Source organism: Rhizobium esperanzae (assembly GCF_014197615.1).
Lineage (GTDB): Bacteria > Pseudomonadota > Alphaproteobacteria > Rhizobiales > Rhizobiaceae > Rhizobium > Rhizobium esperanzae_A.
In genome coordinates this window covers 61,749-85,498 of the sequence record NZ_JACIFY010000004.1, presented here as the reverse complement: position 1 = coordinate 85,498, position 23,750 = coordinate 61,749, and the positions used below count along the sequence as shown (strand labels likewise).

Below are 23,750 nucleotides of genomic sequence, written 5' to 3'. Positions count from 1 at the left end.
TCCGGCAAGTAAACCAGACTGGAATGTGTAATCTGATCGGCATCACGGGGAGAAGAGCATGGCGACCGTAAACTCGGGAACACTGGCGCTGCTGATCGACGGCGATAACGTTTCGCCAAAGATCATCGTCGGTCTGATGTCTGAAATCGCAAATTATGGGACGGCCAGTGTCAAGCGGATTTACGGCGACTGGACAGGACCGAATTTGAAAGGCTGGAAGGAATGTCTTCTTGAGCATTCGATTCAGCCAATTCAGCAATTCGCCTACACAACCGGGAAGAACGCTACTGACGGGGCGATGATCATCGACGCGATGGACCTGCTTTACACCGGACGGTTTTCCGGCTTCTGCATTGTTTCCAGTGATAGCGATTTCGCGCGGCTAGCGGCCCGCATCCGTGAGCAGGCGGTGACCGTCTATGGCTTTGGTGAACGCAAGACACCTCGGCCCTTCATTACGGCTTGCGACAAGTTTGTATATTTCGACGTGCTGAATGCACAGGCTGAAGAGATCGAAGGAGTGGTGGTTCGCGCTCCCCAAAAGCCCGCCGAGGCTAAACCCGCCACCTCAAAACCCGGCGCAAAGAAGGCAGGCTTGAACAAGGCGGCTCAGGATATGCTGATTAAGGCTGTCGTGGCGACAGCCGACGAAGATGGCCGAGCCAACTTGGCCCAAGTCGGTGCACATTTGGCAAAGCAAGCTCCCGACTTCGACGCACGCAACTACGGCTTCCCCAGGTTGAGCGACCTCGTTCGAGCTTCTGGCCTCCTCACTGTCGAACGAGCAACTGACAATCACAAGATAATCATGGTTCGCCTCAAGGACGGGTAGTGTAGGGCCTCGGGCCTGCGATTATCCCGAAGTTTGGCTAACATAATCCGAGACTCCATCGCGAAGCCGCCTAATAGTTTAGGCGAGCGCCGGTTGCTAGGTCGCTGCAAGGGTGGCGAACCGTCATTCGTCTTATTGCTAGGCCTCAGACATTCAATGGGAGCAATTTTCAGGCGTCTTGACCATTATATAGGATATGTAACATATCCTCTTGACTCTCCTAGATGAAAGATGTTACATATTTCCTATGGTGCTCGCATAGGAGAAAGCCATGATGCCTGTAGTCAGAATCAACGATACTACTTTTGCTGATATCAGCACGCTCAAGACATGGTTCGGGACCAAGTCCCCGAGCGAAACCATCGACCGCATCGTGAAGGAGGTGATGGAGCAACTCGGGATCGAACGCGATGACGAAGTGGCGGGCGCTACTGTGGCATCAACTGATGGTGCTTTGGTGTTCGACACCGCGCCCAGTCTTACCTTCACCAAGCCGCTAATAGCGACAATCAACGGCAAGCCCATCCAGAACCCCAATTGGGCATCAATCCTGCATATGATGATCGCGCAAGTGAAGGCTAAGGGGTTCGAGGGCGAGAAGCTGGTCCGGGAACTGGGCGTTCCGTCTAAGGCTGCCAACTATGAGGACGATGGCTACAGATATTTCCCCGAACTTGGCATTTCGGTGCAGGGGCAGTCGGCAGCGGACGCTTGGAAAGAAGTTGATCGGCTCGCCAAAAAGTGGCGAATCCCAGTCACCGTTGAGTTCGTCTGGCGGCAGAACCCTAAAGCTCAACACCCCGGCAAGGCGGGCGTTCTGCGTTCCGGCAATTCATAAACGCGAGGGCGAGGGCGGTGCCATGCCCGTATCCTTGTAGACTTTCCGGACAGAGATCGATCAACATAAGCTCTATAAGCAAAAGCTAGGGGAAGCGGGGGCAATGAGGTGATGTGTGATCTCCGAAACTTCTGGGACGAGGCCGCGCTAGCTCATGCGCCCTATGTTCATCCCCGCGATGCCATTCCTGCGAAACATACCCAGCCTCGCATTTCGTCATACTCAGAGTTTATGAAGGCTTTTGAGAGCGGCTTACTCTCAGAAACCGCCTTGCATCTGAACTTGCTTCCGCAGCCCTATCACGGCGATTTGGAGAACGCCGAAATCCTTCTGCTGCTCATCAATCCGGGGCTATCCGCTTGCGACTATCACATTGAGCAACACTATCCCGCTTTTCGCGATCAATTGATGGCTGCGATTCGTCAAGAACGGCGAACGCATCTGTTTCTCGATCCCCAGTGGGCTTGGACCAGCGGCTTCGTTTGGTGGGAAAGCAAGCTGCGCGAGGTCGCGCGGGTCATCGCCTCTGAACGATTCAACGGTCACTATGGCCGTGCCCTGGCCGATCTGGCGCGCCGCGTAGCTGCCATAGAGCTTGTCCCGTATCACTCCTTTAAGTTCGGTACTTCCAAGAAGTTCGCCTCTGCCCGTGAGGCCCGCCGCTTTGTCGCTTCGGTAGATCGAAGCCGAACGGTCATCGTCACGCGCAGCGTTACTGATTGGGGGCTGCCGGATGCCGCGAACATCATCAAGTATCCGGCCACTCATGCGAGAAGCGCCAGCCTTGGCCTGAAGACCATTGGCGGGAGAGCGATTCTCGAACGATACGGAATTGTGGTCGCCTAGAAGTCTCGGTCAGTCATGGCTGCGGAAGCCTTATACCCGCGGCTTTTCTCTCTCGTACAGACCTGCGCCCTTTCTCGGCAATGTGAGCCTCTCTGTTGGTTTCCACGCAGAACTGAGCCGGTTATGCGATCATCAGCATAAGTGAACAGAGGCCCTTTAGGTGTTGTGTTGTGTCAACAGCTCGCTATACGGCTTCTTTTACATGCTCATCATCAAGGATATCGCGAATTGTCGTCATTCCGGAGCCTCACCAAATCTATAACGCATTTATACCGGCTTCAGGACAACGGATAGCCTGTAATACGGGTTGTAGCTAATGAGCCGCATAGAAGGGAAGAGTCAGATAAATGCCGTAAAATCAGACCTGTATCGCGTGGATAGGCTGTATCACGCAGGTGATAAATATCGTCTAGTTCTGAGCGTAGTGTTGTGGCACCTGAGGTCGGAGGTTCGAGACCCCCAACCGTACCATCTCCCCATCACGAGAATGAAAACCCGGTTCGGCCATTCGATGGAACCCATGCCGCGCCCGGACCGTTCTCCAAGTTAACGGGAGAATATGCATGTCGAAAACCCTTCTCTACGGCGCAACCAAGATCGACGAGACCAACAGCGCCTATGCGCCGGTCGAAAGCCTTGCCGCGTTCCAATGGAAGAACCGTGTCTTCGTCCTTTTCGCCGACAGGGACAATGCCCGCGCCGCCCGCCAGGAAAACCAGTTGCTGGCGCACCGGGCCGGGCTCGATGAGCGCGATATGGTGGTGCTGAAGGTGTCGGGCGGCAGCGTGCGGCCGCTTTTCGGTGCGGCTGACGCTCTTGACGGCGAAGCGATCCGCCGCGAATTGGAGGCGCCCGAGGCGGGCGAATTCGCAGCCTTCCTTGTCGGCAAGGATGGTACGGTCAAGCTCAAGGTCAGCGAGCCGATCGCCAATGGCGAGCTCTTCGCCATCATCGACAGCATGCCGATGCGCGCTGCCGAAACGCTGAAGCCGGATAAATAGCCCGGCCGGACAGCACATTTATCACATCATGAAGGGGAGACGGTCATGTCCGTGCCCAACGAACCCATTCCCGATCAGCCGCCGATGCCGGCGCCCGGCTGGAAGCCGGTGCCGCCGATCAAGGAGCCGGAGCCAGACCGGCTGCCCGACGAGGCGCCGGTTCCGAACCCCGATGAGAACGACGGGCCGGCCAAGCACGTTTCCGCCTCCTGCTAAAAGAAGATGTGCCGTTCGGCGCTGACCAGTTCCTGCAGGAAATCGGCAACGCTCCTGACGCGCAGGAGGTCGCGCGCCGTTTCGTGATAGGTTGTCCAGTAGGCGCGCCGGATCGAAATGTCGGGCAGGATGCGCTGGAGTTCCGGATATTGCCGGGCGATGTAATCGTGCAGGATGCCGATGCCGGCGCCTGAGCGGACGGCCTCCGTCTGGCCGATCGATGTCGAAATCTCGAAGCTCGCATCCCAGCTGCGCATCACCTCGCCGGAGAAATTCAGCGAGGCGGTGAAGATGAGGTCTTCGACATAGCCGATGCGCGGATGCGCCTTCAACGCGTCGATATCGCCGGGTGTGCCGTGGGAGGCGAGATAGTCGCGCGAGGCATAGAGACCGAGCGTATAATCGGTGAGCTTGGAGGAGACGAGCCGGCCCTGTTCGGGCCGCTCCAGGGTGATGGCGATATCAGCCTCGCGCTGCGACAGCGAGAAGGAGCGCGGCACCGGGACGAGCTGGATCTTCAGCTCGGGATGGCGCTCGATCAGCCTGCCCATGCGCGGCGCCAGAAAGGAAACGCCGAAGCCATCGGGCGCGCCGACGCGCACGGTTCCGGCAATGGCCGTGTCGGTATGGCCGAGGCTTGCCTGCACCGCGAGCATTTCCGTTTCCATCCGCTCGGCGGATGCCAGGAAGACTTCGCCTTCGGCCGTCAGCTCGCAGCCATTCGTGCGGCGGATGAAAAGCCGCGTCTTCAGGGCTTCCTCCAGCGACGTCAGCCGACGTGAGAGCGTCGCATGATTGAGTCCCAGCCGCTTCGAGGCGGCGAGAATCTGCCCGGTGCGGGCGACGGCAAGGAAAATGCGAACATCGTCCCAGTTCATGGCTTGGCACGCATAACGATCGGATCGACCTCGATCAGCGTCAGCGATGTCACCATGCCCGCCGTCTCGTTCTTGTACTTCAGGAAATGCGGTGCCTGCAGATGGGCCTCATAGGCCTCCTGGTCGGCGTAGACCTCGAGAATACGGATGCGGTTTGGTTTGTCCCGGATGGAAACGGCGCTGAGCGAAAGCACGCCGTCTTCCAGCGCAACGGATGCCTCGATTTCCTCGCTGAGCACTGCGCGATAGGCTTCCAGCCTGTCCGGATCGATCTCCAGCTCAGCCATTCTGACGACGGTTTTCCGGTTCATCGGTTTGACCTCCCGTTGGGATTTGACTTGTCTGCGGGCCGTACCAAATTTGCAGGCAGCAGCGCTCGACACAATGGCAGAGCTATAATCTGCGCACAACAGTTACTTATTTCAGCGCATTGATTTGTGCAAATTGAAGTGCGATTGTAGGTCATCCCAAAAACAGGAGGAGCATCCCATGCGTGAGATCGGTCATTTCATCGGCGGCAAGCATGTTGCCGGCACCAGCGGCCGCGTGAGCAACGTTTACAATCCGGCGACCGGCGAAGTGCAGGCGACGGTCGCGCTTGCAAGCGTCGAGGAACTGCGCGCCGCAGTCGAAAACGCCAAGGCCGCGCAGCCGAAATGGGCTGCCACCAATCCGCAGCGCCGCGCCCGCGTCTTCTTCAAGTTCGTCGAACTCCTGAACAAGCACATGGATGAGCTTGCCGAACTGATTTCCAAGGAACACGGCAAGACCATCGAAGACGCCAAGGGCGACGTCATCCGCGGCCTCGAAGTCTGCGAATTCGTCTGCGGCATCCCGCATCTCGCCAAGGGCGAATTCACCGAGGGCGCGGGTCCTGCGATCGACATGTATTCGATCCGCCAACCGGTCGGCATCGGCGCCGGCATCACGCCGTTCAACTTCCCGGGCATGATCCCGATGTGGATGTTTGCGCCGGCGATCGCCTGCGGCAACGCCTTCATCCTGAAGCCCTCCGAGCGTGATCCCTCCCTGCCGATCCGTCTCGGCGAACTGATGATCGAGGCCGGCCTGCCGGCCGGCATCCTCAACGTCGTCAACGGCGACAAGGGTGCCGTCGATGCGATCCTGACCGACCCCGATATCGGTGCGGTTTCCTTCGTCGGCTCGACGCCGATCGCCCGCTACGTCTATGGCACGGCGGCGATGAACGGCAAGCGCGCCCAGTGCTTCGGCGGCGCCAAGAACCACATGATCATCATGCCGGATGCCGATATGGACCAGGCCGTCAACGCGCTGATGGGCGCGGGCTACGGTTCGGCCGGCGAGCGCTGCATGGCGATCTCGGTTGCCGTTCCGGTCGGCGAAGAGACTGCCAACCGCCTCGTAGAGAAGCTGACGCCGAAGATCGAATCGCTGCGTATCGGCCCCTATACCGACGACAAGGCCGACATGGGCCCGCTCGTCACCAAGGATGCCTATAACCGTGTTCGCGGCCTGATCGACCGCGGCATCGAGGAAGGCGCCAAGCTCGTCGTCGACGGCCGCGATTTCAAGCTCCAGGGTTATGAAGACGGCTATTTCGTCGGCGGCTGCCTGTTCGACCACGTGACCCCCGAGATGGACATCTACAAGACCGAGATCTTCGGACCCGTCCTCTCCGTCGTTCGCGCCCAGAACTACGAAGAAGCGCTGTCGCTGCCGATGAAGCACGAATACGGCAACGGCGTCGCCATCTACACCCGCGACGGCGATGCCGCCCGCGACTTCGCCTCGCGCATCAATATCGGCATGATCGGCATCAACGTTCCGATCCCGGTTCCGCTCGCCTACCACTCCTTCGGCGGCTGGAAGGCCTCGAGCTTCGGCGACCTCAACCAGCACGGCACGGATTCGATCAAGTTCTGGACGAAGACCAAGACCGTCACCGCCCGCTGGCCCTCCGGCATCAAGAGCGGCGCAGAATTCGTCATGCCGACGATGAAGTGATCTGCACGATCATCGATCTGCAATCTGTCGTTCGGGGGCCTTTTGGCCCCCGAATTCTTTGATTTCAACGTGTTGATTTTTTGCTCGTATCGATTTCCGATGAGTTGCCGATCAATGTCGCGGCAAATGGCCTCATAAGCTGAATGCGAATTTCATATTTTGGAATTGTTCAAAACTGCCAAACCGCCTATATAGGTCCCAACAGGCACGAGTCAGGAGATCGGCATGCGGTTGACGAAGCAGACCAACTATGCGGTTCGCATGTTGATGTATTGTGCTGCCAATGACGGGCACTTGAGCCGGATTCCGGAAATCGCCAAGGCTTACGGTGTTTCCGAGCTCTTTCTTTTCAAAATCCTCCAGCCGCTCAACAAGGCGGGCCTGGTCGAGACGGTGCGCGGCCGCAATGGCGGCGTGCGCCTGGGCAAGCCGGCAACCGACATCACGCTCTTCGATGTCGTGCGGGTGACGGAAGACAGTTTCGCCATGGCCGAGTGCTTTGAAGATGACGGCATGGTCGAATGCCCGCTGGTCGATAGCTGCGGCCTGAATTCGGCGCTGCGCAAGGCGCTCAACGCCTTCTTCGCCGTGCTGTCGGAATATACCATCGACGACCTCGTCAAGGCGCGTCCGCAGATCAATTTCCTTCTCGGAATCACCGGCGAGCAGCCCTACCGCAAGCCCGCGATCGTTGCGCCGGCCGCCTGAATCCAGAGAACAGCACAGAGTTGTGAAACCGCGATTGCCCCGGCAATCGCGGTTTTTCTTTTGCCGCGTTGCGCCGGTTCGACGACGACAAATACCGCAAGCCTGACGCGCTGATCTGATCGGCAGCCACACGTTTAAGAGGCGCAATTATCCAGAATGCGACGAAATTCCGGTCATTTTTATCCAAAAATGTCCAAATGAGGCTGATTTTTGACTGAAAATTTCTAAAATTGTCCAACTGGAAAAATTTTCTCCGTAGACCGTTGCTTTCAGTAGATAAATGTCGTTCCATCGACCGTCGATCGCGATGCCTACTGCGGTCTCCAAACATCAAAAAAGAACAACCGGGAAACAATATTATGAAAAAGATCTCTGTCATGCTGGCAGCGACGGCTCTGATTTCGGTCATGGCGACGTCGGCCTGGTCCAAGACCCTTGTCTATTGCTCCGAGGGTTCGCCGGAAGGCTTCGACCCGAGCCTCTACACGGCAGGCACGACCTTCGACGCCTCGTCGCGCACGGTCTATAGCCGCCTCGTCGAATTCAAGCATGGCGGCACCGAGATCGAACCGGGTCTGGCCGACAGCTGGAGCGTTTCGGCCGACGGCACCGAATACACCTTCAAGCTTCATCCCGGCGTCAAGTACCAGACCACCGACTTCTTCACGCCGACGCGCGATTTCAACGCCGACGACGTCGTGTTCTCCTTCGAGCGTCAGCTGAAGTCCGACAATCCGTGGAACAAGTATGTCGAGGGCGGTTCTTACGAATATGCCGCCGGCATGGGCTTCCCGGAACTGATCAAGTCGGTCGAGAAGGTCGATGACCTCACCGTCAAGTTCACGCTCAACCATCCCGAAGCGCCGTTCCTGGCCGACCTCGCCATGGACTTCGCCTCGATCGTGTCCAAGGAATATGCCGACAAGCTCGCCGCCGACGGCAAGATGGCGCAGCTGAACCAGCAGCCGCTCGGCACCGGCCCCTTCACCTTCGTCGCCTACCAGCCGGATGCCGTCATCCGCTACAAGGCCAACGAAACCTATTTCAAGGGCAAGGAAAAGATCGACGATCTGGTTTTCGCCATCACCTCTGACGCTGCCGTGCGTGCCCAGAAGCTGAAGGCCGGCGAATGCCACCTGATACCCTATCCGAATGCAGCCGACGTTCCCGAGCTGAAGAAGGATGGAAATCTGACGGTCATGGAACAGGCCGGCCTCAATGTCGGCTTCCTCGCCTACAACACCCAGATGGCCCCGTTCGACAAGCCGGAAGTTCGCCGCGCGCTGAACATGGCGATCAACAAGCAGGCCATCATCGACGCCGTCTTCCAGGGTGCCGCGGCTGTTGCCAAAAACCCGATCCCGCCGACGATGTGGTCCTATAACGACGCCGTTCAGGACGACAAGTACGATCCGGATGCCGCCAAGAAGGCGCTCGCCGATGCCGGCGTCAAGGATCTCAGCATGAAGGTCTGGGCGATGCCGGTGTCGCGTCCCTACATGCTGAATGCGCGCCGCGCCGCCGAACTGATCCAGGCCGATTTCGCCAAGGTCGGCGTCAAGGTCGAGATCGTCACCCATGAATGGGCCGAGTACCTGAAGCTCTCCTCCGACGTGAAGCGCGACGGCGCCGTCATCCTCGGCTGGACCGGCGACAACGGCGATCCTGACAATTTCATGGATACGCTGCTCGGCTGCGATGCCGTCGGCGGCAACAACCGTGCTCAGTGGTGCAACAAGGAATATGATGCGCTGATGAGCAAGGCCAAGCAGACGGCCGATGTCGGCGAGCGCACCAAGGCCTATGAACAGGCTCAGTTGCTCTTCAAGAAGGAAGCCCCCTGGGCGACCCTCGACCACTCGCTCGTCTTCGTTCCGATGAGCAAGAAGGTCTCGGGCTTCTTCATGGATCCGCTCGGCATTCACCGTTTCGACGGCGTCGACGTATCCGAATAACAAGAATAATGTCAGAATGCCCGGCAGAGCTGGGCACAGCCGGCGGTCAGGCACCCCCCTGACCGCCGGAAACTATTGGACATCTGCCATGTTGCGTTTTTTCATCGGCCGCCTTGCGGTGCTGATCCCGACATTCCTCGGCGTTTCCCTCATTGCCTTCTCGTTCATCCGCATGCTTCCCGGCGATCCCGTCATGCTTCTGTCGGGTGAACGTGTCATGGCGCCGGAACGGCACGCCCAGATCATGCACGATCTCGGCTTCGACCGGCCCATGTATGTGCAGTATTTCGATTATCTCGGAAAAGTGCTGCATGGCGATCTCGGCACCTCGATCGTCACCAAGCGGCCTGTTCTCGGCGAATTCCTGACGCTGTTTCCGGCAACACTCGAACTTTCGTTCTGTGCCATCATCCTCGCCGTCTGTCTTGGCGTGCCCGCCGGCGTCTTTGCGGCCGTCAAGCGAGGCACGTGGTTCGACCAGAGCGTGATGGGCGTGGCGCTCATCGGTTATTCCATGCCGATTTTCTGGTGGGGCCTGCTGCTCATCATCTTCTTCTCCGGCTATCTCGGCTGGACCCCGGTTTCCGGCCGCATCTCGCTGATGTATTTCTTCAAGCCGGTCACCGGCTTCATGCTGATCGACAGCCTGTTGTCCGGCCAGAAGGGGGCGTTCTCCTCGGCGGTCAGCTATCTCATTCTGCCGACCATCGTGCTGGCGACCATTCCGCTTGCCGTCATCGCCCGACAGACCCGCTCGGCCATGCTCGAAGTTCTGGGCGAGGATTATGTCCGCACGGCGCGCTCGAAAGGCCTGAAGCCGCTGCGTGTCGTCGGCGTGCACGCGCTGCGCAACGCGATGATCCCGGTCATCACCACGATCGGCCTGCAGATCGGCGTTCTTCTGGCCGGCGCCATCCTCACCGAGACGATCTTTTCCTGGCCGGGCATCGGCAAATGGATGGTCGATTCAGTCTTCAAGCGCGATTACGCCGTGGTCCAGGGCGGTCTTCTCCTGATCGCCGGCGTCATCATGATGGTCAATCTGATTGTTGATGTTCTCTACGGCTTCATCAATCCGCGCATTCGTCACTAGGAGCGGTTCATGAGCACCGTCACCGTCAAAACCGGCCAGCCATCCGCCGTTGCGGAATTCTGGCATTATTTCTCCCGCAACAAGGGCGCCGTCATCGGCCTCGTGATCTTCATCGTTATCCTGGTGGTCGCCGTCTTCGCGCCGCTCTTTGCGCCGCATGCGCCGAACGAGCAGAACCGTCAGGTGCTCTTGGCCGTGCCGGCCTGGATGGAGGGCGGCAGCGCCTCCTTCCCGCTCGGAACCGATGCGGTCGGACGCGATATCCTCTCGCGCCTGATCTATGGCGCGCGGTTTTCGCTCTTCATCGGCGTCGTCGTCGTCACGCTTTCGGTCATGTCAGGGGTGCTGATCGGCCTCGTGGCCGGATATTTCCGCGGCAGCGTCGATACCGCGATCATGCGGCTGATGGATATCATCCTGGCCTTCCCGTCGCTGCTGCTCGCCCTCGTGCTGGTGGCCGTGCTCGGGCCTGGCCTTACCAATGCGATGATCGCTATTTCGCTGGTCAACCAGCCGCATTTCGTGCGGTTGACGCGCGCCTCTGTTATATCGGAGCGCGAGAAGGAATATGTGATTGCCTCGCGTGTCGCCGGGGCCGGCACGTTCCGCCTGATGTTCAAGACGATCCTGCCGAACTGTCTTGGGCCGTTGATCGTTCAGGCGACGCTCGCCTTCTCGGCGGCGATCCTCGATGCCGCCGCCCTTGGCTTCCTCGGCATGGGCGCCCAGCCGCCGACACCCGAATGGGGCACGATGCTCGCCGAATCCCGAGAGTTCATTTCGCGCGCCTGGTGGGTGGTAACTTTCCCGGGTCTTGCCATCCTCATCACCGTTCTCGCCATCAACCTGATGGGTGACGGTCTGCGCGATGCGCTCGACCCCAAGCTGAAGAGGTCGTGATGCCACTTCTCGAAATCGAAAATCTGACCGTCGAGTTCCAGACGTCTTCCGGTCTTTTCCGCGCCGTCGACGGCGTCTCGCTTGCCTGCGACAAGGGTGAAATCCTCTCGGTCGTCGGCGAATCCGGCTCGGGCAAATCCGTCGCCATGCTTGCGCTGATGGGGCTTCTGCCCTGGACGGCGAAGATCACCGCCGACCGCCTGCAGTTCGACGGCCAGGATCTGCGCGGCATTTCCGCCCGCCAGCGCCGCCGGATCGTCGGCAAGGACATGGCGATGATCTTCCAGGAGCCGATGTCGAGCCTCAACCCGTGCTTCACGGTCGGCTTCCAACTCGGCGAGACGCTGCGTGTCCATATGGGCCTGAACCGGAAGGAACGCCGCGAACGTTCGATCGAACTTCTGAACCTCGTCGGCATTCCCGCACCGGAAGACCGCCTGTCGAACTTCCCGCATCAGATGTCCGGCGGCATGAGCCAGCGCGTCATGATCGCCATGGCGCTCGCCTGCAATCCGAAGCTCCTGATCGCCGACGAGCCGACCACCGCGCTCGACGTGACGATCCAGGCGCAGATCCTCGATCTGCTCGTGCGGCTGCAGAAGGAGCAGGGCATGGCGCTGGTGCTGATTACCCATGACATGGGTGTCGTCGCCGAAACCGCCGAGCGCGTGCAGGTGCAATATGCCGGCCAGAAGGTCGAGGAGCAGCCGGTGAGAGCGCTGTTCCGCGATCCGCATCACCCCTATACGGCAGCCCTGCTCGCCGCCCTGCCGGAACGCGCTCAGGTCGGCCATCGTCTGCCCTCGATCGCCGGCGTCGTTCCCGGCCAGCACGGGCGCCCGACGGGCTGTCTTTTCGCGCCGCGCTGCGGCTACGCCACGGTCGAATGCGATCGCGGCGTCGTTCGCCAGGGACCGGAGCTCGGACTGGCATTGTGCAACTATCCTTTGAAGGACGGCAAGCCGCTCGGGCATCCCGGCGTGATGGTCACTGAAACCGCAGGAGACCTGGTATGACAGGCGCTGTTCTCGAGGGCAGGGATCTCGCCCGCTTCTACACGGTCAACCGCGGTCTCTTCAAAGCCGAAGCCACCGTCAAGGCGCTGAACGGCGTCAGCTTCAGCCTCCATTCCGGCAAGACGCTCGCCGTCGTCGGCGAATCCGGCTGCGGCAAGTCGACGCTCGCCCGCCTGGTGACGATGATCGAGGACCCGACGGCCGGCGAATTGCTGATCGACGGCAAGCCTGCCCGCGTCGGCGACCGCAGCCTGCGCAGCCAGGTCCAGATCGTCTTCCAGAACCCTTACGGCTCTCTCAATCCGCGCCAGAAGGTCGGCGCCATCCTCGAGGAGCCGCTGAAGATCAACACCGATCTCGATGCCGGCGCCCGCCGCCGCAAGGTGGAGGAGATGATGGCCCGCGTCGGCCTGCGTCCGGAACATCACGGTCGCTATCCCCACATGTTCTCCGGCGGTCAGCGCCAGCGCATCGCCATTGCCCGCGCGCTGATGCTGCGGCCGAAGGTGCTGGTGCTCGACGAACCGGTTTCGGCCCTTGACCTGTCGATCCAGGCGCAGGTGCTGAACCTTTTGATGGACCTCCAGAAGGAGATGGGGCTTGCCTATCTCTTCATCTCGCACGGCCTCTCCGTCGTCCATCACATCGCCGACGAGGTGATGGTGATGTATCTCGGCCGCCCGATCGAAACCGGTCCCGCCGCCGAGGTCTTCGCAAGGCCGCGTCACCCCTATACGGCCGCCCTGCTGTCGGCGACGCCGATCGCCGATCCCGAGCGCGAGAAAAACCGCATCCGCCTGCAGGGCGAGCTGCCGTCGCCGCTGAAGCCGCCGTCCGGCTGCCACTTCAATCCGCGCTGCTGGAAGGCGCAGGACCATTGCCGTCAGGTTTCCCCCGAATTGAGGGGAGAGAGCGCACAACAATATGCCTGTCACTTCCCGCTCGATTGAGCGGGAATGCGGAGACCACAGGTTGGATGCCGGGAGGAAGCATGCCGGACGAGCGGATGAACGGGCCCCATGCGATCATCGTCATGGGGGTCAGCGGCTGCGGCAAGTCCTCGGTCGGCGAAAAGCTTGGCGAAGCCCTGCATCTCCGCTTCGTCGAAGGCGATGGGCTTCACCCGGCAGCCAATGTCGAGAAGATGTCGAAGGGCATTGCGCTGAACGATGAGGATCGGATGCCCTGGCTCGACCTTATCGGCGAACGGATGCAGGCCTCGCTGCAGAAGGGCGAGGGCATCATCGTCTCCTGCTCGGCGCTGAAGCGCATCTATCGCGACAGGCTGCGGGCGGCTGTCGGCGGCAAGCTGTTCTTCGTCTATCTCGAAGGCTCCAAGGCGCTGCTGACAAAGCGCATGGGCGAGCGCAAGGGGCATTTCATGCCGGTCTCGCTGCTCGAAAGCCAGCTTGCGACGCTGGAGGCGCCGACAGGCGAGCCGGGCGTCGTCACCGTCGATATCGACGACACGATCGACGGCATTGCGGCAACGGCCCTCAAGGGCCTCGTCACCCTCGGCGTTACGGCTTGAAACGCTGCGGCGAATAGGCCGTTATATCGATAAATGGCGTCTCGCCGGTGATGCATTCCGCCAGCACGCGGCCGGTCACCGGCCCGAGCGTCAGCCCGTGATGGGCATGGCCGAAGGCGAACCACAGGCCCTGATGGCGCGGCGCCTTGCCGATAACAGGCATCATATCGGGTGTGCAGGGGCGCGCGCCCATCCAGGGTTCGGGATCGAGCCTTTTGCCAAGCGGGAAGATCGTCCGCGCCACGGCTTCGGCCCCGTCGAGCTGGACCGGCGTCTTCGGCGCGTCGAGCGTGGCGAACTCCGCCCCTGTCGTCAGGCGGATGCCGCGGTTCATCGGCGCCAGCAAATAACCGCGTTCGGCATCGAGCATCCAGTTGTTGAGCACGGCGTCGCCCTCGGCGGCATAATGCATGTGATAGCCGCGCTTGACGCCGAGCGGGAAGGAATATCCAAGCCGGCGTGTGGCAACGCCAGCCCAGGGGCCGAGCGCGATCACCGCATCGTCGGCTTCGAGCGGGCCTTCTGCAGTCATGATCTTCCAGCCGGAGCCGAACGGACCGAAGGAGGCGGCGTCGCCGGTGACGAAGCGGCCGCCGAGGCTTTCGAAATAACGGTGATAGGCCGATGTCAACCCATGCGGATCGAGCACCGACCAGGGATCGCGCCAGCGGATGCCGCCGGAAAAATCGCCGGTCAGATGCGGTTCCATACGGGCGATGTCGGCCGATGTCAGGCTGTCATAGCTCACCCCGAATTCGTTCTGCCAGAGGGCTGCCTCGGCAAGCGCCTCGTCGCGCCTGGCCTCCGTCCGGAAGATCTTCATCCAGCCGTCCCTGCGGATCAGCGCCTGCGCCTGCGCGGCCTCGATCAGGTCCTTGTGTTCGCCAATCGAGTTTTCGATCAGCGGCGCGTAGGCCCGCGTGATGATCGCGTGGCGCCGCGCATTCGAATTCCACCAGTAGCGAGCGAGAAAAGCGACCTGGTGCGGCAGCGTGCTGAGGTGATAATGCGCGTCGATGCGGTTATTCAAAGCATAGCGCAGGAGAAGGCCGAGCTGCTGGGGAAAGCCGTAGGGCGCCACGCCCTCGCGCTGGATCAGGCCGGCATTGCCGAAGGAGGTTTCGTTGCCCGGATCCTTGCGGTCGATCAGCGTCACCTGCCGGCCGCGCCGCTGAAGGTGGATGGCGATGGAAACCCCGACGATGCCGGCGCCGAGCACGATTGCGTTCTTCGTCATTTCCCCTGCATTCCGCTGTTTTGCCGGGGTGAAAATGCCCCTGCCGATACGACAGCGCAAACGAAAAATCGCATTCATTTCACAATCATTACGCTTTCCAGTGCGGCATTTTCGGCTTTCATGCGGATATAGAGGACGCAGGCGTTGAGAAGCGAAAAACCGATCGCGTAGAAGGGCAGGCCGAAAGCCAGCGGAAGGGCGGCGATCTCGCCGACGACGATCGCGTAATTCGGGTGCCGGAGGAAGCGATAGGGCCCGGATCTGACGAGCGGCGCGCCGGGCAGGATGATGATGCGCGTCGTCCAGCGCTCCTTCAGCGTCGCCAGTACCCAGAGCCTGAGCGCCTGCAGCCCTGTGAATACGGCAAACCAGAAAAGCTCGACCGGTCTGCCCGCGGCCAGCAGCCATAGTCCGACGAGCCAGCCGGCATGCAGCGCCACCATGGCGGGATAGTGCTCCGGCGCCACCTCTCTGGCACCTCTGGCGAGAAGGGCGGCGGTGTTGCGGCGGGCGAGCACGAGTTCGCCCAGCCGCTGCAGCGTCACGAAGGTCAGGAGCGCGATCGACGGGATCATCGTGCCACCTTCCGGAGCGTCACGCAGCTCGCCGAAAAGCCCGGCCCCATGGCGATCATCGCTGCCCGCTCCGGCAATCCGGCGCGGATCGCCCGCTCCAGGACGAACAGGATGGTGGGTGACGACATGTTGCCATATTCGGCAAGCACGGCCCGCTCATGATCGAGTGTGCCCGGCGGCAGCGAAAGCGCACTCTCCATCGCAGCCAGCACTTTCGTTCCGCCGGGATGGCAGATGAAGCGGTCGATATCACCTGATGTCAGTCCGTTGCGCGCCAGAATGGCCGTCACCGCCGGGCCGAGCTCTCGCTCGGCAAAGGGCGGCAGCGATTGCGCCAGCACGATGCCGAAGCCGCCGTCGTCGATCTTCCAGCCCATGATATCGAGCGTGTCGGGAAAGAGATGCTCGCCGGTTGATTCCACCTCCGCCAGCCCGCCGTCACCGGATCGCAGCACGCAGGCAGCGGCGCCATCGCCGAAAAGCGCCGTCGCGATAATGTTCGGCCGGGTCAGTTCGTCCAGCCGGAAGGCCAGCGTGCAGAGCTCGATCGAGACGAAAAGCACGACGGCGCCCGGCCGGCTGCGCGCCAGCCGCGAGGCGATCGCAAAACCCGACACGCCGGCCGCACAGCCGAGCCCAAAGACCGGCACGCGCTCGATATCGGCCCTGAATCCCATCCGGCGGGCCATCTGCGCATCGAGGCTCGGCGTCGTAAAACCGGTCGACGAGACCGTCACGACACAGTCGACATCGCCGGCATCGAGCCCCGCCTGGCGAAGGGCCGAGCTGACCGCCTCGACGAAGAGTGCGCCCGCCACCTCCGCATAGGCGTGCATCCGGTCCTGCCAGCCATGCGGCTCGTCGAACCAGGCAAGCGGCCGCGCCGCATGGCGCTTTTCAATGCCGGCGCTGTCGAAGACGCGGGCAAGGTGGCGGAAATCCTCGAAACGGTCGGCAAACAATCGGGCCGAGGCTTCGACCGCCTCGCTCTGGAAAATGACATGTTCGGGTGTGGCGACGGCGAGGCTGATGAGTTTCACGGTATCGGTCACAAAATTCTCCTTATCGTTCCCGGCGGAACGACGGAAAACACCCGGTTCCTGCAATCTATTCGGCCTCGAGCACTTCACGAAGCAGTGATGAAGAAAATGGAGAGGCTTTCGAATAAAGCGAGGTGCAACGGTGTTCTCTCCTCGCAACGTCACTCTCGAGGAGTTTTCCCATGACGATCATGACAGTCCGCATTGCTTCAATCCTTCTCGGCGGCTGCCTTGCCGCTTCCGTTTTCGCCGGCCCGATTTTTGCTGCCGGCAATGACAGCAGCACGATGCCGACCTGCAAGAAGGGCGAGATCTACGACCAGAAGACCAAGAAATGCGTCAAGCAGCAGAGCGCCAACGTCTCCGACGAAAACCGCACCGACTATGCCTATTCGCTGGCCAAGGTCGGCCGCTATGAAGAAGCACTTGCCATGCTCGACACGGTCAAGGACCAGAATACGGCCGAGGTGCTGAATTATCGCGGTTATGCCACCCGCAAACTCGGCCGCACCGACGAAGGCATCTCCTATTATCTCAAGTCGGTGAAGATGGATCCGCAATACGCCAAGGTCCGCGAATATCTCGGCGAAGCCTATGTCATCAAGGGCCAGCTCGATCTCGCCAAGGACCAGTTGCAGTCGATCAAGGCGATCTGCGGTACGGGCTGCGAGGAATATCAGGATCTGAACGCCGCGATCATCGATCCGTCGAAGATCTGATCGGGTGGCCCAAGGGCAGGAAAACGGAACCACGAAAGGGATTTCCGAATGTCGGTCGCGCGCACCCTGTTTCCTGCCTATAGTCACGCTAGAGCGGGATCGCCGGTTTATCCGGCGGTTCCGAAGGATGCAGGATCGTCGGAGGCGGCCATCGCGAGCGCAGCGGATATCAGGAGCGGCCTGATGGAAAATCTGGCCAGGCTCTGGCGTTATGGTCTGGTTCTCTCGCATCAGCGCGATGTCGCCGACGATCTGGTGCAGGCGACCTGCCTGCGCGCGCTGGAGCGCGCCGACCAATTCATCCCCGGCACCCGGCTCGATCGCTGGCTGTTTTCGATCCTGCATTCGATCTGGCTTAACGAGATTCGCTCGCGCCGGGTGCGCCAGGGCCAGGGTTTCGTCGATGCCGGCGAGGCGCTGACCTTCGACGGTGCCCACGATACCGAAACCCATGTGATGGCCGCTCAGGTGCTGAAACGGGTGAATGCGCTGCCCGAGGCGCAGAGAACGGCGGTCTTCCTCGCCTATGTCGAAGGACTTTCCTATCGCGAGGTTGCGGGCATACTGGATATTCCGATCGGAACCGTGATGAGCCGGCTGGCGGCCGCCCGCGCCAAGCTCTCCGGCGACGAGCGGGAAGGGGGACGGCAATGAATACGAGAGACACCATTCCCTCCGACGAGGAGCTCACCGCCTTCATCGACGGCGAACTGACGGCCGAGGAGACCGCACGCATCGAAACCATGGTGAATGAAGACCGGGCCGTCGCCGAGCGGCTGGAATTCCTGGCCCGCGCCAGCCTGCCTTTCGAACAGGCCTTCGCCCCCCTTTTGTCGCAGGCCCCGCGCGAGAAACTCGAGAGGATGCTTGCGGCCATCCCCGCGCATGAGAGCGCAAGATCCGCTGCTGCGCCGGCCTTCGCCGGCCGCCGCCGCTTCCTCGGTGCACTGGCCGCCTCGCTGGTCGTCGGTATCGCGATCGACCGCGCCGTCATCGGCATGGGAACGCGCTTTTCGGCAAAGGACGAAAACAGCGAATGGCGCGCCGTGGTCGCCGATTATATCTCCCTCTATACACCGGAAACCCTGGCCGGCCCTGTGCCCGCCGGAGACGTCCAGGCCGCTCAGCTCGGCACCTTCGACGAAAAACTCGGCCTGTCACTTTCTCCCGAAGCCGTCGCACTGCCGGGCATCGATTTCAAACGCGCCCTGCTCCTGCAATATGACGGCAAGCCGCTCGCCCAGATCGCCTATCTCGACCCCGAAACCGGGCCGATGGCGCTTTGCATCGTCCGCTCCGATGCCGGCCCCAAGGCGCCGGATGTCGAAAGCCGCAAGGGCATGAACGTCGTCTACTGGTCGAACGGCACGCACGCCTTCATGCTGATCGGCCACGCGCCCGTGGACAGGATGACGGCGATTGCCGATGGAGTGCGGGAGAGGGTAGCAGCCTAAGTCATGCCCATTCAGGCCGGCGCATCCGCTGTTGCAGACTTGCTCTCAATGGCCGACATGACGACACAATTCCGCGTGACTTTGGCCTGATAGAGCAGGGCATCGGCGGCGACTGGACGAACGACGATCAATGCTCCGATGATGACGACGCCGACCAGCGCGCCGGCGAACAGTAAACCGGCAGGGTCAATGAAGCTGAGCATGATTTCGGCGTGACACGTTGGGCCGCAAACTCAAAAACGCAGGGATGTCGCCTTCGTGCATCGGCCGCGAATAGAAGTATCCCTGGATCAGGAAACCGCCGAGTTCTCCGAGCACGGTCAGTTCTTCTCGCGTTTCGACGCCCTCGATGACGCAGTCGAGGCCCATGTCGCGGCCGAGTGCCAGCAGCGACTTGACGATCTTGTAGCTGGCCGGTTTCTGGTGCAGATCGGTCACGAAACTGCGGTCGATCTTGATCTTGGTCAACGGCAGCGCGTGAAGCCGCGAAAGGCTCGAATAGCCGATGCCGAAATCGTCAAGCGATATGCTGCAGCCGAGTGCCTTCAAGGTGGTGATCGCGCTTTGAATTTGACCGAAATCGGCAGCGAAGGCCGTCTCGGTGATCTCGAGATCGAGACGTTTGGGATCGAAACGGCTTGCGTGGATAATGCTGATGAGATGCAGCAAACCTTCCGGTGAGGTCAGGTCCTGCGCCGACAAATTGAAGGAAAGCCGGATGCCCGCCGGCCAATTGGCCGCGACGGCGAGGGCTTTTTCGAGAAGCGGCCGCGTGATGCGGTTGATGAAGCCCGCCCGTTCGGCGACGGGAATGAACTGGGCCGGCGAGACGTTTCCGAGGACGGGGCTCGCCCAGCGCGCCAGCGCCTCAAATCCGATGGTCTCATCCAGTCGGACATCGACGATCGGCTGAAACACGACACTCAACTCTTCCTGCAAATCGGCCATCTGCAGGACTTGTTCGATCCTGGCATCGCGACGGATTTCCGCATCGTGATCGGAGGAAAACAGGACGGCCCTGCCACGTTTGGTCCGCTTGCCGTGATAGAGCGCATAGTCGGCACGCTCGAAAAGATCTGCCGCGCTTTTGGCCTTTTCCGGGTAGACCGCAAAGCCGATGGAGCAGGAAATCTGCACGGCGGCTTCCGCAAAGACGAAGGGCACGCGCAGCGCTGTGCACAGGCTTTCGCCGAGGGCCAGCAGTTCGGCCTCGTTCGCTGGCCCGGGCATGATCAGCGAAAATTCATCGCCGCCGAGTCTGGCAAGATGCATATTCGCCGGGCATAGCCCGGCCAGACGCTGCCCGACTTCGTAGAGCAATTTGTCGCCGATGCCGTGACCATAGAGGTCGTTGACCGGCTTGAAGCCATCAAGATCGATGATGCCGACCGCAAGGCTTTGCCCATCGCTCTCGGCCTCGCTGAAGGCTCCCCCGAGATGGGAAAAGAATGCACGGCGATTGGGAAGCTCGGTGAGGCTGTCGAGATTGGCGAGCCGAAAGTTTTCGTTGCTCAGCGCCTCGGTCTCTATCTTCGCCGCGATCAGCTGGGTGAAATCTCGGTATTGAATGAGAAGGATGACCAGCATGGTGCCGGAAACAAGCCCGGTATTGATAGCGATGGCAATGAAGACGGCATTGCCCGACAGCGCGAAAAAGATGAAGAACGCGCCGTTGACGATGGCAGCCACGGTAAAGGCTGCCGGACGCAGATGCATCAAGCAGAAAATCACGCCGATAACGGTAATCGCCATATAGAAGGCCACATGGCTCTTCTCAGAGGCGTCGCCGTAGGGAAACAGCATCAGGGACCAGCCTGTGAAGGCGACGGCGATGATGCTGGCGAGCCGATTGGTGCGCGCCAGCGCCCGCGCGGCGACCTCATGGGTCGGCGCGATCCGCAGGGAACGCGACCAGGACAGGATACGAAAGGCGCAGACCAATGTCAGAACGACCGGGATGTAGACAGCCATCCAGGCCGGCGCGACCGACATATGGGTCGCGGCCAACACCCACGTATTGGTCAGGAGAATGACATACATAAGCGGCAGCTGATAGGAGAAGGCCTTGTACTGAGCCTTGAGCAATTCCGGCTTGTCCAAAGGGATGGACATGAACGCGCGAACCTTCGCGAGCCTGCTCGTCAGCGGGATCGGGTCTCTGGTCATGGATCCGCGCTCTGCCCGACTTTCTTGTAGACCATGGTCACTTGCATAATTCTCATGAAGCTGAACGGAACGGCTTCGGTGAATAAACAAGTCGCAGAGCCGGATTGTCTTCCGGCCAGCCACGACGGTTCTATCGGCTTCGGGATCATTGTTTGAAAGATGCAATCGACTCATTCGATCGCATGTGGGCCTCTTGCAGACCGATCGGTTGCGTCTCTGACTTAAATCAAGTCGCGGACAGGCAGCCTGTCGGACGTCTGGCCTTGCGCGATCGATTTAAGCGCATATGCGTTAATGCTTCTGCATCGCAGCCCGGATGCGGGCAGGATTATTCGCAAAGTGGACATCAAGTTCGCAAAGCGGCTGCAGATGCCGCATGAAATCCAACGCGGCAAGTCCGCTGCTACCGATTTCGTGTCAGGAACTGACCGAGGCGGTTTACGAGCTTCGATGCCCAGAACACAGGGACCGAGACCTTGAGGCCATGGCCGGCAAGCGCGCGCAGCACTTCCTTGTTCTGACGCGATATGTTTTGGACGTTTTTGTTTGTCGCGCCCCCCAGGCGCATCCTGACCAACACGCGGGGGATATAAATGGTTTTGATGCGCCCGACTTCCAGAAATCGCATCATCAACTCGACGTCGGCTGCCAGCCGATAACGCAGATCGAACATCCCGAACCGGTCATAGATGCGACGCCGAACATAGAATGTCGGATGCGGCGGGCACCAGCCGCGCGCAAAGGAACCGGGTTGAAACGCACAGGATTTCCAATAACGGACTTTGCGGTCGGTATGCTGGTTGGAAACATAGATGAGATCGCCATAGCAGCCGTCATAGGCTTCGTCTTCCAGCGCAGCCGCCACCGTTTTGAGCGAGCCGCTGCTTTCGAAGGTGTCATCCGCATTCAAGAATCCGATGATCTCGCCGCTCGCAAGGCCAATCCCCTTGTTCATCGCTTCATAGATACCTCCGTCCCGTCCCGAAAGTACACGCCGGTTCTCCGCCGGCGCCGCAGCGATAATGGCGAGCGTGGAATCGCTAGAGCCACCGTCGATAATGATGTGCTCGAAATTGCGGTAGGTTTGAGCGTCGATGGACCTCAGCGCATCGGCAATGGTCTGCTCTGCGTTCCAGCAAACAGTGATAAGGCTTATCCGGGGCGGACGTGGATCGGCTGTGTCTGTGGCCATTTTGACGGGTGTCTTGCTCAAAATTCTAAGAGGCGAAATCTGACCGACCCGTAGCAGACGGAAGGGCGGCGTCGCAATCCACTACTGCAGATTATCTTTGATCAATGCCTGATTGATAGACGATTACGCTAGTTCTCGCTTCGGTAAGTGCATTGCATACAGGTCGATCTATCTGTAGTGAGCAGTGTCGAACAGCGATCGTCATCACGACAGGCTCGTGAACGCGCGCGGATTTACCAAGTTGCAGGAGGTCTCTTGTCTTCTAAGAAAAAGCTGCGCAAAGGCATCTTGCTCGCCGGGGGGTCGGGCACTCGGCTCCACCCCGCGACCCTCGCCATTTCGAAGCAGCTTCTTCCGGTTTTTGACAAACCGATGATCTATTATCCGCTGTCGACGCTAATGCTTGCGGGAATCCAGGATATCTTGATCATCTCGACGCCGCAGGACACGCCGCGTTTTGAACAATTGCTTGGTGACGGCGCCCAGTGGGGACTGAACCTTCAATATGCTGTGCAGGCCGCGCCGGAAGGAATTCCCCAGGCATTCTCGATCGGCAGGGAATTCATCGGGCGAGAGTCCACCGCGCTCGTGCTTGGAGACAATATCTTCTACGGCAACCTCTTGACTCATGATTTATCCGCAGCTTCCGAAAGGTCGGACGAAGCGACAATCTTTGCGTATAAGGTTCACGATCCCGAACGGTATGGGGTGGTGGAGTTTGACGGTCAGGGCAAAGTCCTCAGCCTGGAGGAAAAACCCACCAAGCCCCGCTCTTCCTACGCTGTGACTGGTCTGTATTTCTACGACAATGACGTGATTGAGATTGCTGGCAGTTTGAAACCCTCGCCGCGCGGTGAAACCGAAATTACCGACATCAATCGGCATTATTTATCGGCCGGAAAGCTGAATGTTGCCGTCCTGGGGCGAGGGCATGCCTGGCTCGACACGGGCACGCATGATTCTCTCCTTGAAGCCAGCCAGTTCATTGCCACCATCGAGCGGCGTCAGGGGCTGAAGATTGCTTGCCCCGAAGAAATCGCCTTTCATTTGGGATACATAGATGCCGAGCAATTGCTGAGGCTGGCAGCTCCACTTGAAAAGAGTTCTTACGGTCGATACCTCATCAGCCTGGTGAGTGAGCCAGCTCCGCATTTCCCACCCGGCTGAACCGGCAAAAACTGGAAAACCAATCTTGTCTGCTTTTACCCTGCTTACGTTAAAGACGATGTCCGACGGACGAGGCGCGCTGACCGTCATGGACGGAATACTGCCATTTCCGGTTGTTCGAAGCTTCTGGATCTATGGAGCCGACGGACATACACGCGGTGGTCATCGTCATCACCAGACTCGACAGGCGTTGGTGGCGCTTTCGGGAAGCGTGATGGTTTTGATGGACGATGGAAAAGCCCGCGAAGAGATTACCTTGTCGTCACCGGACCAGTGCCTGCTGGTAGAGCCAAGGGACTGGCATGAAATGACCTTCGGTCCCGGTTCAATCCTGCTCGTTTTTGCCTCTCGCGGATATGATAAGGATGACTACATCGACACCCCCTATGAACGGCTCTGA

General features: G+C 60.1%; 26 protein-coding genes. 18 read left to right on the top strand and 8 right to left on the bottom strand.

The window, feature by feature from the left end; genetic code table 11:
* The first annotated feature begins 58 nt into the window (after nt 1–58).
* The 5 genes from GGD57_RS06965 (at nt 59) to GGD57_RS06945 (ending at nt 3,733) form a co-directional block, all read left to right on the top strand.
* Nucleotides 59–832 carry an NYN domain-containing protein gene (locus tag GGD57_RS06965; RefSeq protein ID WP_184468197.1) on the top strand — a complete coding sequence of 258 codons (774 nt, stop codon included), beginning with the start codon at nt 59–61 and terminating at the stop codon, nt 830–832.
* A gap of 271 nt (nt 833–1,103) precedes the next feature.
* Nucleotides 1,104–1,670 carry a T4SS efffector SepA family protein gene (locus GGD57_RS06960; protein WP_184468195.1) on the top strand — a complete coding sequence of 189 codons (567 nt, stop codon included), beginning with the start codon at nt 1,104–1,106 and terminating at the stop codon, nt 1,668–1,670.
* 231 nt (nt 1,671–1,901) lie between these two features.
* Nucleotides 1,902–2,516 (top strand): hypothetical protein, encoded by a 615-nt coding sequence (locus tag GGD57_RS06955; protein WP_184468193.1) that lies wholly within the window; start codon nt 1,902–1,904, stop codon nt 2,514–2,516.
* Between the two features lie 563 nt (nt 2,517–3,079).
* On the top strand, nt 3,080–3,517 hold the full coding sequence (locus tag GGD57_RS06950) for a DUF4174 domain-containing protein (protein WP_184468191.1): 438 nt from the start codon (nt 3,080–3,082) through the stop codon (nt 3,515–3,517).
* A gap of 45 nt (nt 3,518–3,562) precedes the next feature.
* Nucleotides 3,563–3,733 carry a hypothetical protein gene (locus GGD57_RS06945; RefSeq protein WP_097613114.1) on the top strand — a complete coding sequence of 57 codons (171 nt, stop codon included), beginning with the start codon at nt 3,563–3,565 and terminating at the stop codon, nt 3,731–3,733.
* Here GGD57_RS06945 and GGD57_RS06940 read toward each other — a convergent pair.
* Together GGD57_RS06940 and GGD57_RS06935 are read right to left on the bottom strand one after the other, a co-directional pair.
* Complete coding sequence (locus GGD57_RS06940; RefSeq protein WP_184468189.1) at nt 3,730–4,611, bottom strand: LysR family transcriptional regulator; 882 nt, start codon at nt 4,609–4,611, stop codon at nt 3,730–3,732. The two genes, GGD57_RS06945 and GGD57_RS06940, sit on opposite strands and share 4 nt — an antisense overlap.
* Nucleotides 4,608–4,922: a putative quinol monooxygenase gene (locus GGD57_RS06935; protein ID WP_184468187.1), complete on the bottom strand. Its 315-nt coding sequence runs from the start codon at nt 4,920–4,922 to the stop codon at nt 4,608–4,610. Before GGD57_RS06935 ends, GGD57_RS06940 begins: the two co-directional genes overlap by 4 nt.
* Nucleotides 4,923–5,100: 178 nt before the next feature.
* Here GGD57_RS06935 and GGD57_RS06930 point away from each other — a divergent pair, with 178 nt between their 5' ends.
* The 8 genes from GGD57_RS06930 to GGD57_RS06895 all read left to right on the top strand — a co-directional run bounded on the left by GGD57_RS06930 (nt 5,101) and on the right by GGD57_RS06895 (nt 13,800).
* Nucleotides 5,101–6,597, top strand: coding sequence for a CoA-acylating methylmalonate-semialdehyde dehydrogenase (locus GGD57_RS06930; protein WP_085736289.1), 1,497 nt, complete (start codon nt 5,101–5,103; stop codon nt 6,595–6,597).
* Nucleotides 6,598–6,822: 225 nt separating this feature from the next.
* Entirely contained in the window at nt 6,823–7,305 is a 483-nt protein-coding gene (gene rirA / locus GGD57_RS06925; protein ID WP_184468185.1) for an iron-responsive transcriptional regulator RirA, read from the top strand.
* A gap of 359 nt (nt 7,306–7,664) precedes the next feature.
* On the top strand, nt 7,665–9,260 hold the full coding sequence (locus tag GGD57_RS06920; protein ID WP_085736292.1) for an ABC transporter substrate-binding protein: 1,596 nt from the start codon (nt 7,665–7,667) through the stop codon (nt 9,258–9,260).
* A gap of 88 nt (nt 9,261–9,348) precedes the next feature.
* Complete coding sequence (locus GGD57_RS06915) at nt 9,349–10,353, top strand: ABC transporter permease subunit (protein ID WP_184468183.1); 1,005 nt, start codon at nt 9,349–9,351, stop codon at nt 10,351–10,353.
* A gap of 9 nt (nt 10,354–10,362) precedes the next feature.
* Nucleotides 10,363–11,253: an ABC transporter permease subunit gene (locus tag GGD57_RS06910; RefSeq protein ID WP_184468181.1), complete on the top strand. Its 891-nt coding sequence runs from the start codon at nt 10,363–10,365 to the stop codon at nt 11,251–11,253.
* On the top strand, nt 11,253–12,269 hold the full coding sequence (locus tag GGD57_RS06905; protein WP_184468179.1) for an ABC transporter ATP-binding protein: 1,017 nt from the start codon (nt 11,253–11,255) through the stop codon (nt 12,267–12,269). Before GGD57_RS06910 ends, GGD57_RS06905 begins: the two co-directional genes overlap by 1 nt.
* Nucleotides 12,266–13,219 carry a peptide ABC transporter ATP-binding protein gene (locus GGD57_RS06900; RefSeq protein WP_184468177.1) on the top strand — a complete coding sequence of 318 codons (954 nt, stop codon included), beginning with the start codon at nt 12,266–12,268 and terminating at the stop codon, nt 13,217–13,219. Before GGD57_RS06905 ends, GGD57_RS06900 begins: the two co-directional genes overlap by 4 nt.
* Before the next feature lie 41 nt (nt 13,220–13,260).
* Nucleotides 13,261–13,800 (top strand): gluconokinase, encoded by a 540-nt coding sequence (locus GGD57_RS06895; RefSeq protein ID WP_184468175.1) that lies wholly within the window; start codon nt 13,261–13,263, stop codon nt 13,798–13,800.
* On the opposite strand, the gene GGD57_RS06890 is transcribed toward GGD57_RS06895, so the two are convergent.
* The 3 genes from GGD57_RS06890 to GGD57_RS06880 form a co-directional block, all read right to left on the bottom strand.
* A complete protein-coding gene (locus GGD57_RS06890) occupies nt 13,790–15,037 on the bottom strand; it encodes an NAD(P)/FAD-dependent oxidoreductase (RefSeq protein WP_184468174.1) in 1,248 nt (415 codons plus the stop codon). The two genes, GGD57_RS06895 and GGD57_RS06890, sit on opposite strands and share 11 nt — an antisense overlap.
* A gap of 74 nt (nt 15,038–15,111) precedes the next feature.
* Nucleotides 15,112–15,612, bottom strand: a complete 501-nt coding sequence (locus GGD57_RS06885) for an isoprenylcysteine carboxyl methyltransferase family protein (protein ID WP_184468172.1) — start codon at nt 15,610–15,612, stop codon at nt 15,112–15,114.
* Nucleotides 15,609–16,664 carry a 3-oxoacyl-[acyl-carrier-protein] synthase III C-terminal domain-containing protein gene (locus GGD57_RS06880; RefSeq protein WP_184468170.1) on the bottom strand — a complete coding sequence of 352 codons (1,056 nt, stop codon included), beginning with the start codon at nt 16,662–16,664 and terminating at the stop codon, nt 15,609–15,611. The genes GGD57_RS06885 and GGD57_RS06880 overlap by 4 nt, the downstream gene beginning before the upstream one ends.
* A 170-nt stretch (nt 16,665–16,834) precedes the next feature.
* On the opposite strand from GGD57_RS06880, the gene GGD57_RS06875 reads away from it, so the two are divergent.
* Genes GGD57_RS06875 through GGD57_RS06865 form a run of 3 tightly spaced genes read left to right on the top strand, consistent with a single transcriptional unit; the run spans nt 16,835 to nt 18,825 of the window.
* Nucleotides 16,835–17,371 (top strand): tetratricopeptide repeat protein, encoded by a 537-nt coding sequence (locus GGD57_RS06875; protein ID WP_184468168.1) that lies wholly within the window; start codon nt 16,835–16,837, stop codon nt 17,369–17,371.
* Between the two features lie 48 nt (nt 17,372–17,419).
* Entirely contained in the window at nt 17,420–18,025 is a 606-nt protein-coding gene (locus GGD57_RS06870) for an RNA polymerase sigma factor (RefSeq protein ID WP_184468166.1), read from the top strand.
* Nucleotides 18,022–18,825 (top strand): anti-sigma factor family protein, encoded by an 804-nt coding sequence (locus GGD57_RS06865; protein WP_184468164.1) that lies wholly within the window; start codon nt 18,022–18,024, stop codon nt 18,823–18,825. The genes GGD57_RS06870 and GGD57_RS06865 overlap by 4 nt, the downstream gene beginning before the upstream one ends.
* Before the next feature lie 11 nt (nt 18,826–18,836).
* On the opposite strand, the gene GGD57_RS06860 is transcribed toward GGD57_RS06865, so the two are convergent.
* The 3 genes from GGD57_RS06860 to GGD57_RS06850 form a co-directional block, all read right to left on the bottom strand.
* The gene (locus GGD57_RS06860) at nt 18,837–19,028 is read right to left on the bottom strand and encodes a hypothetical protein (protein WP_184468162.1); all 192 of its coding nucleotides are present in this window, start codon (nt 19,026–19,028) and stop codon (nt 18,837–18,839) included.
* Nucleotides 19,012–20,937, bottom strand: coding sequence for a putative bifunctional diguanylate cyclase/phosphodiesterase (locus tag GGD57_RS06855; protein WP_246713574.1), 1,926 nt, complete (start codon nt 20,935–20,937; stop codon nt 19,012–19,014). The genes GGD57_RS06860 and GGD57_RS06855 overlap by 17 nt, the downstream gene beginning before the upstream one ends.
* A 457-nt stretch (nt 20,938–21,394) precedes the next feature.
* Nucleotides 21,395–22,183 carry a glycosyltransferase family 2 protein gene (locus GGD57_RS06850; protein WP_184468158.1) on the bottom strand — a complete coding sequence of 263 codons (789 nt, stop codon included), beginning with the start codon at nt 22,181–22,183 and terminating at the stop codon, nt 21,395–21,397.
* A 255-nt stretch (nt 22,184–22,438) separates the two neighbouring features.
* Here GGD57_RS06850 and rfbA point away from each other — a divergent pair, with 255 nt between their 5' ends.
* Nucleotides 22,439–23,350, top strand: coding sequence for a glucose-1-phosphate thymidylyltransferase RfbA (rfbA, locus tag GGD57_RS06845; RefSeq protein WP_184468156.1), 912 nt, complete (start codon nt 22,439–22,441; stop codon nt 23,348–23,350).
* 25 nt (nt 23,351–23,375) lie between these two features.
* The gene (locus GGD57_RS06840) at nt 23,376–23,750 is read left to right on the top strand and encodes a sugar 3,4-ketoisomerase (protein WP_184468154.1); all 375 of its coding nucleotides are present in this window, start codon (nt 23,376–23,378) and stop codon (nt 23,748–23,750) included.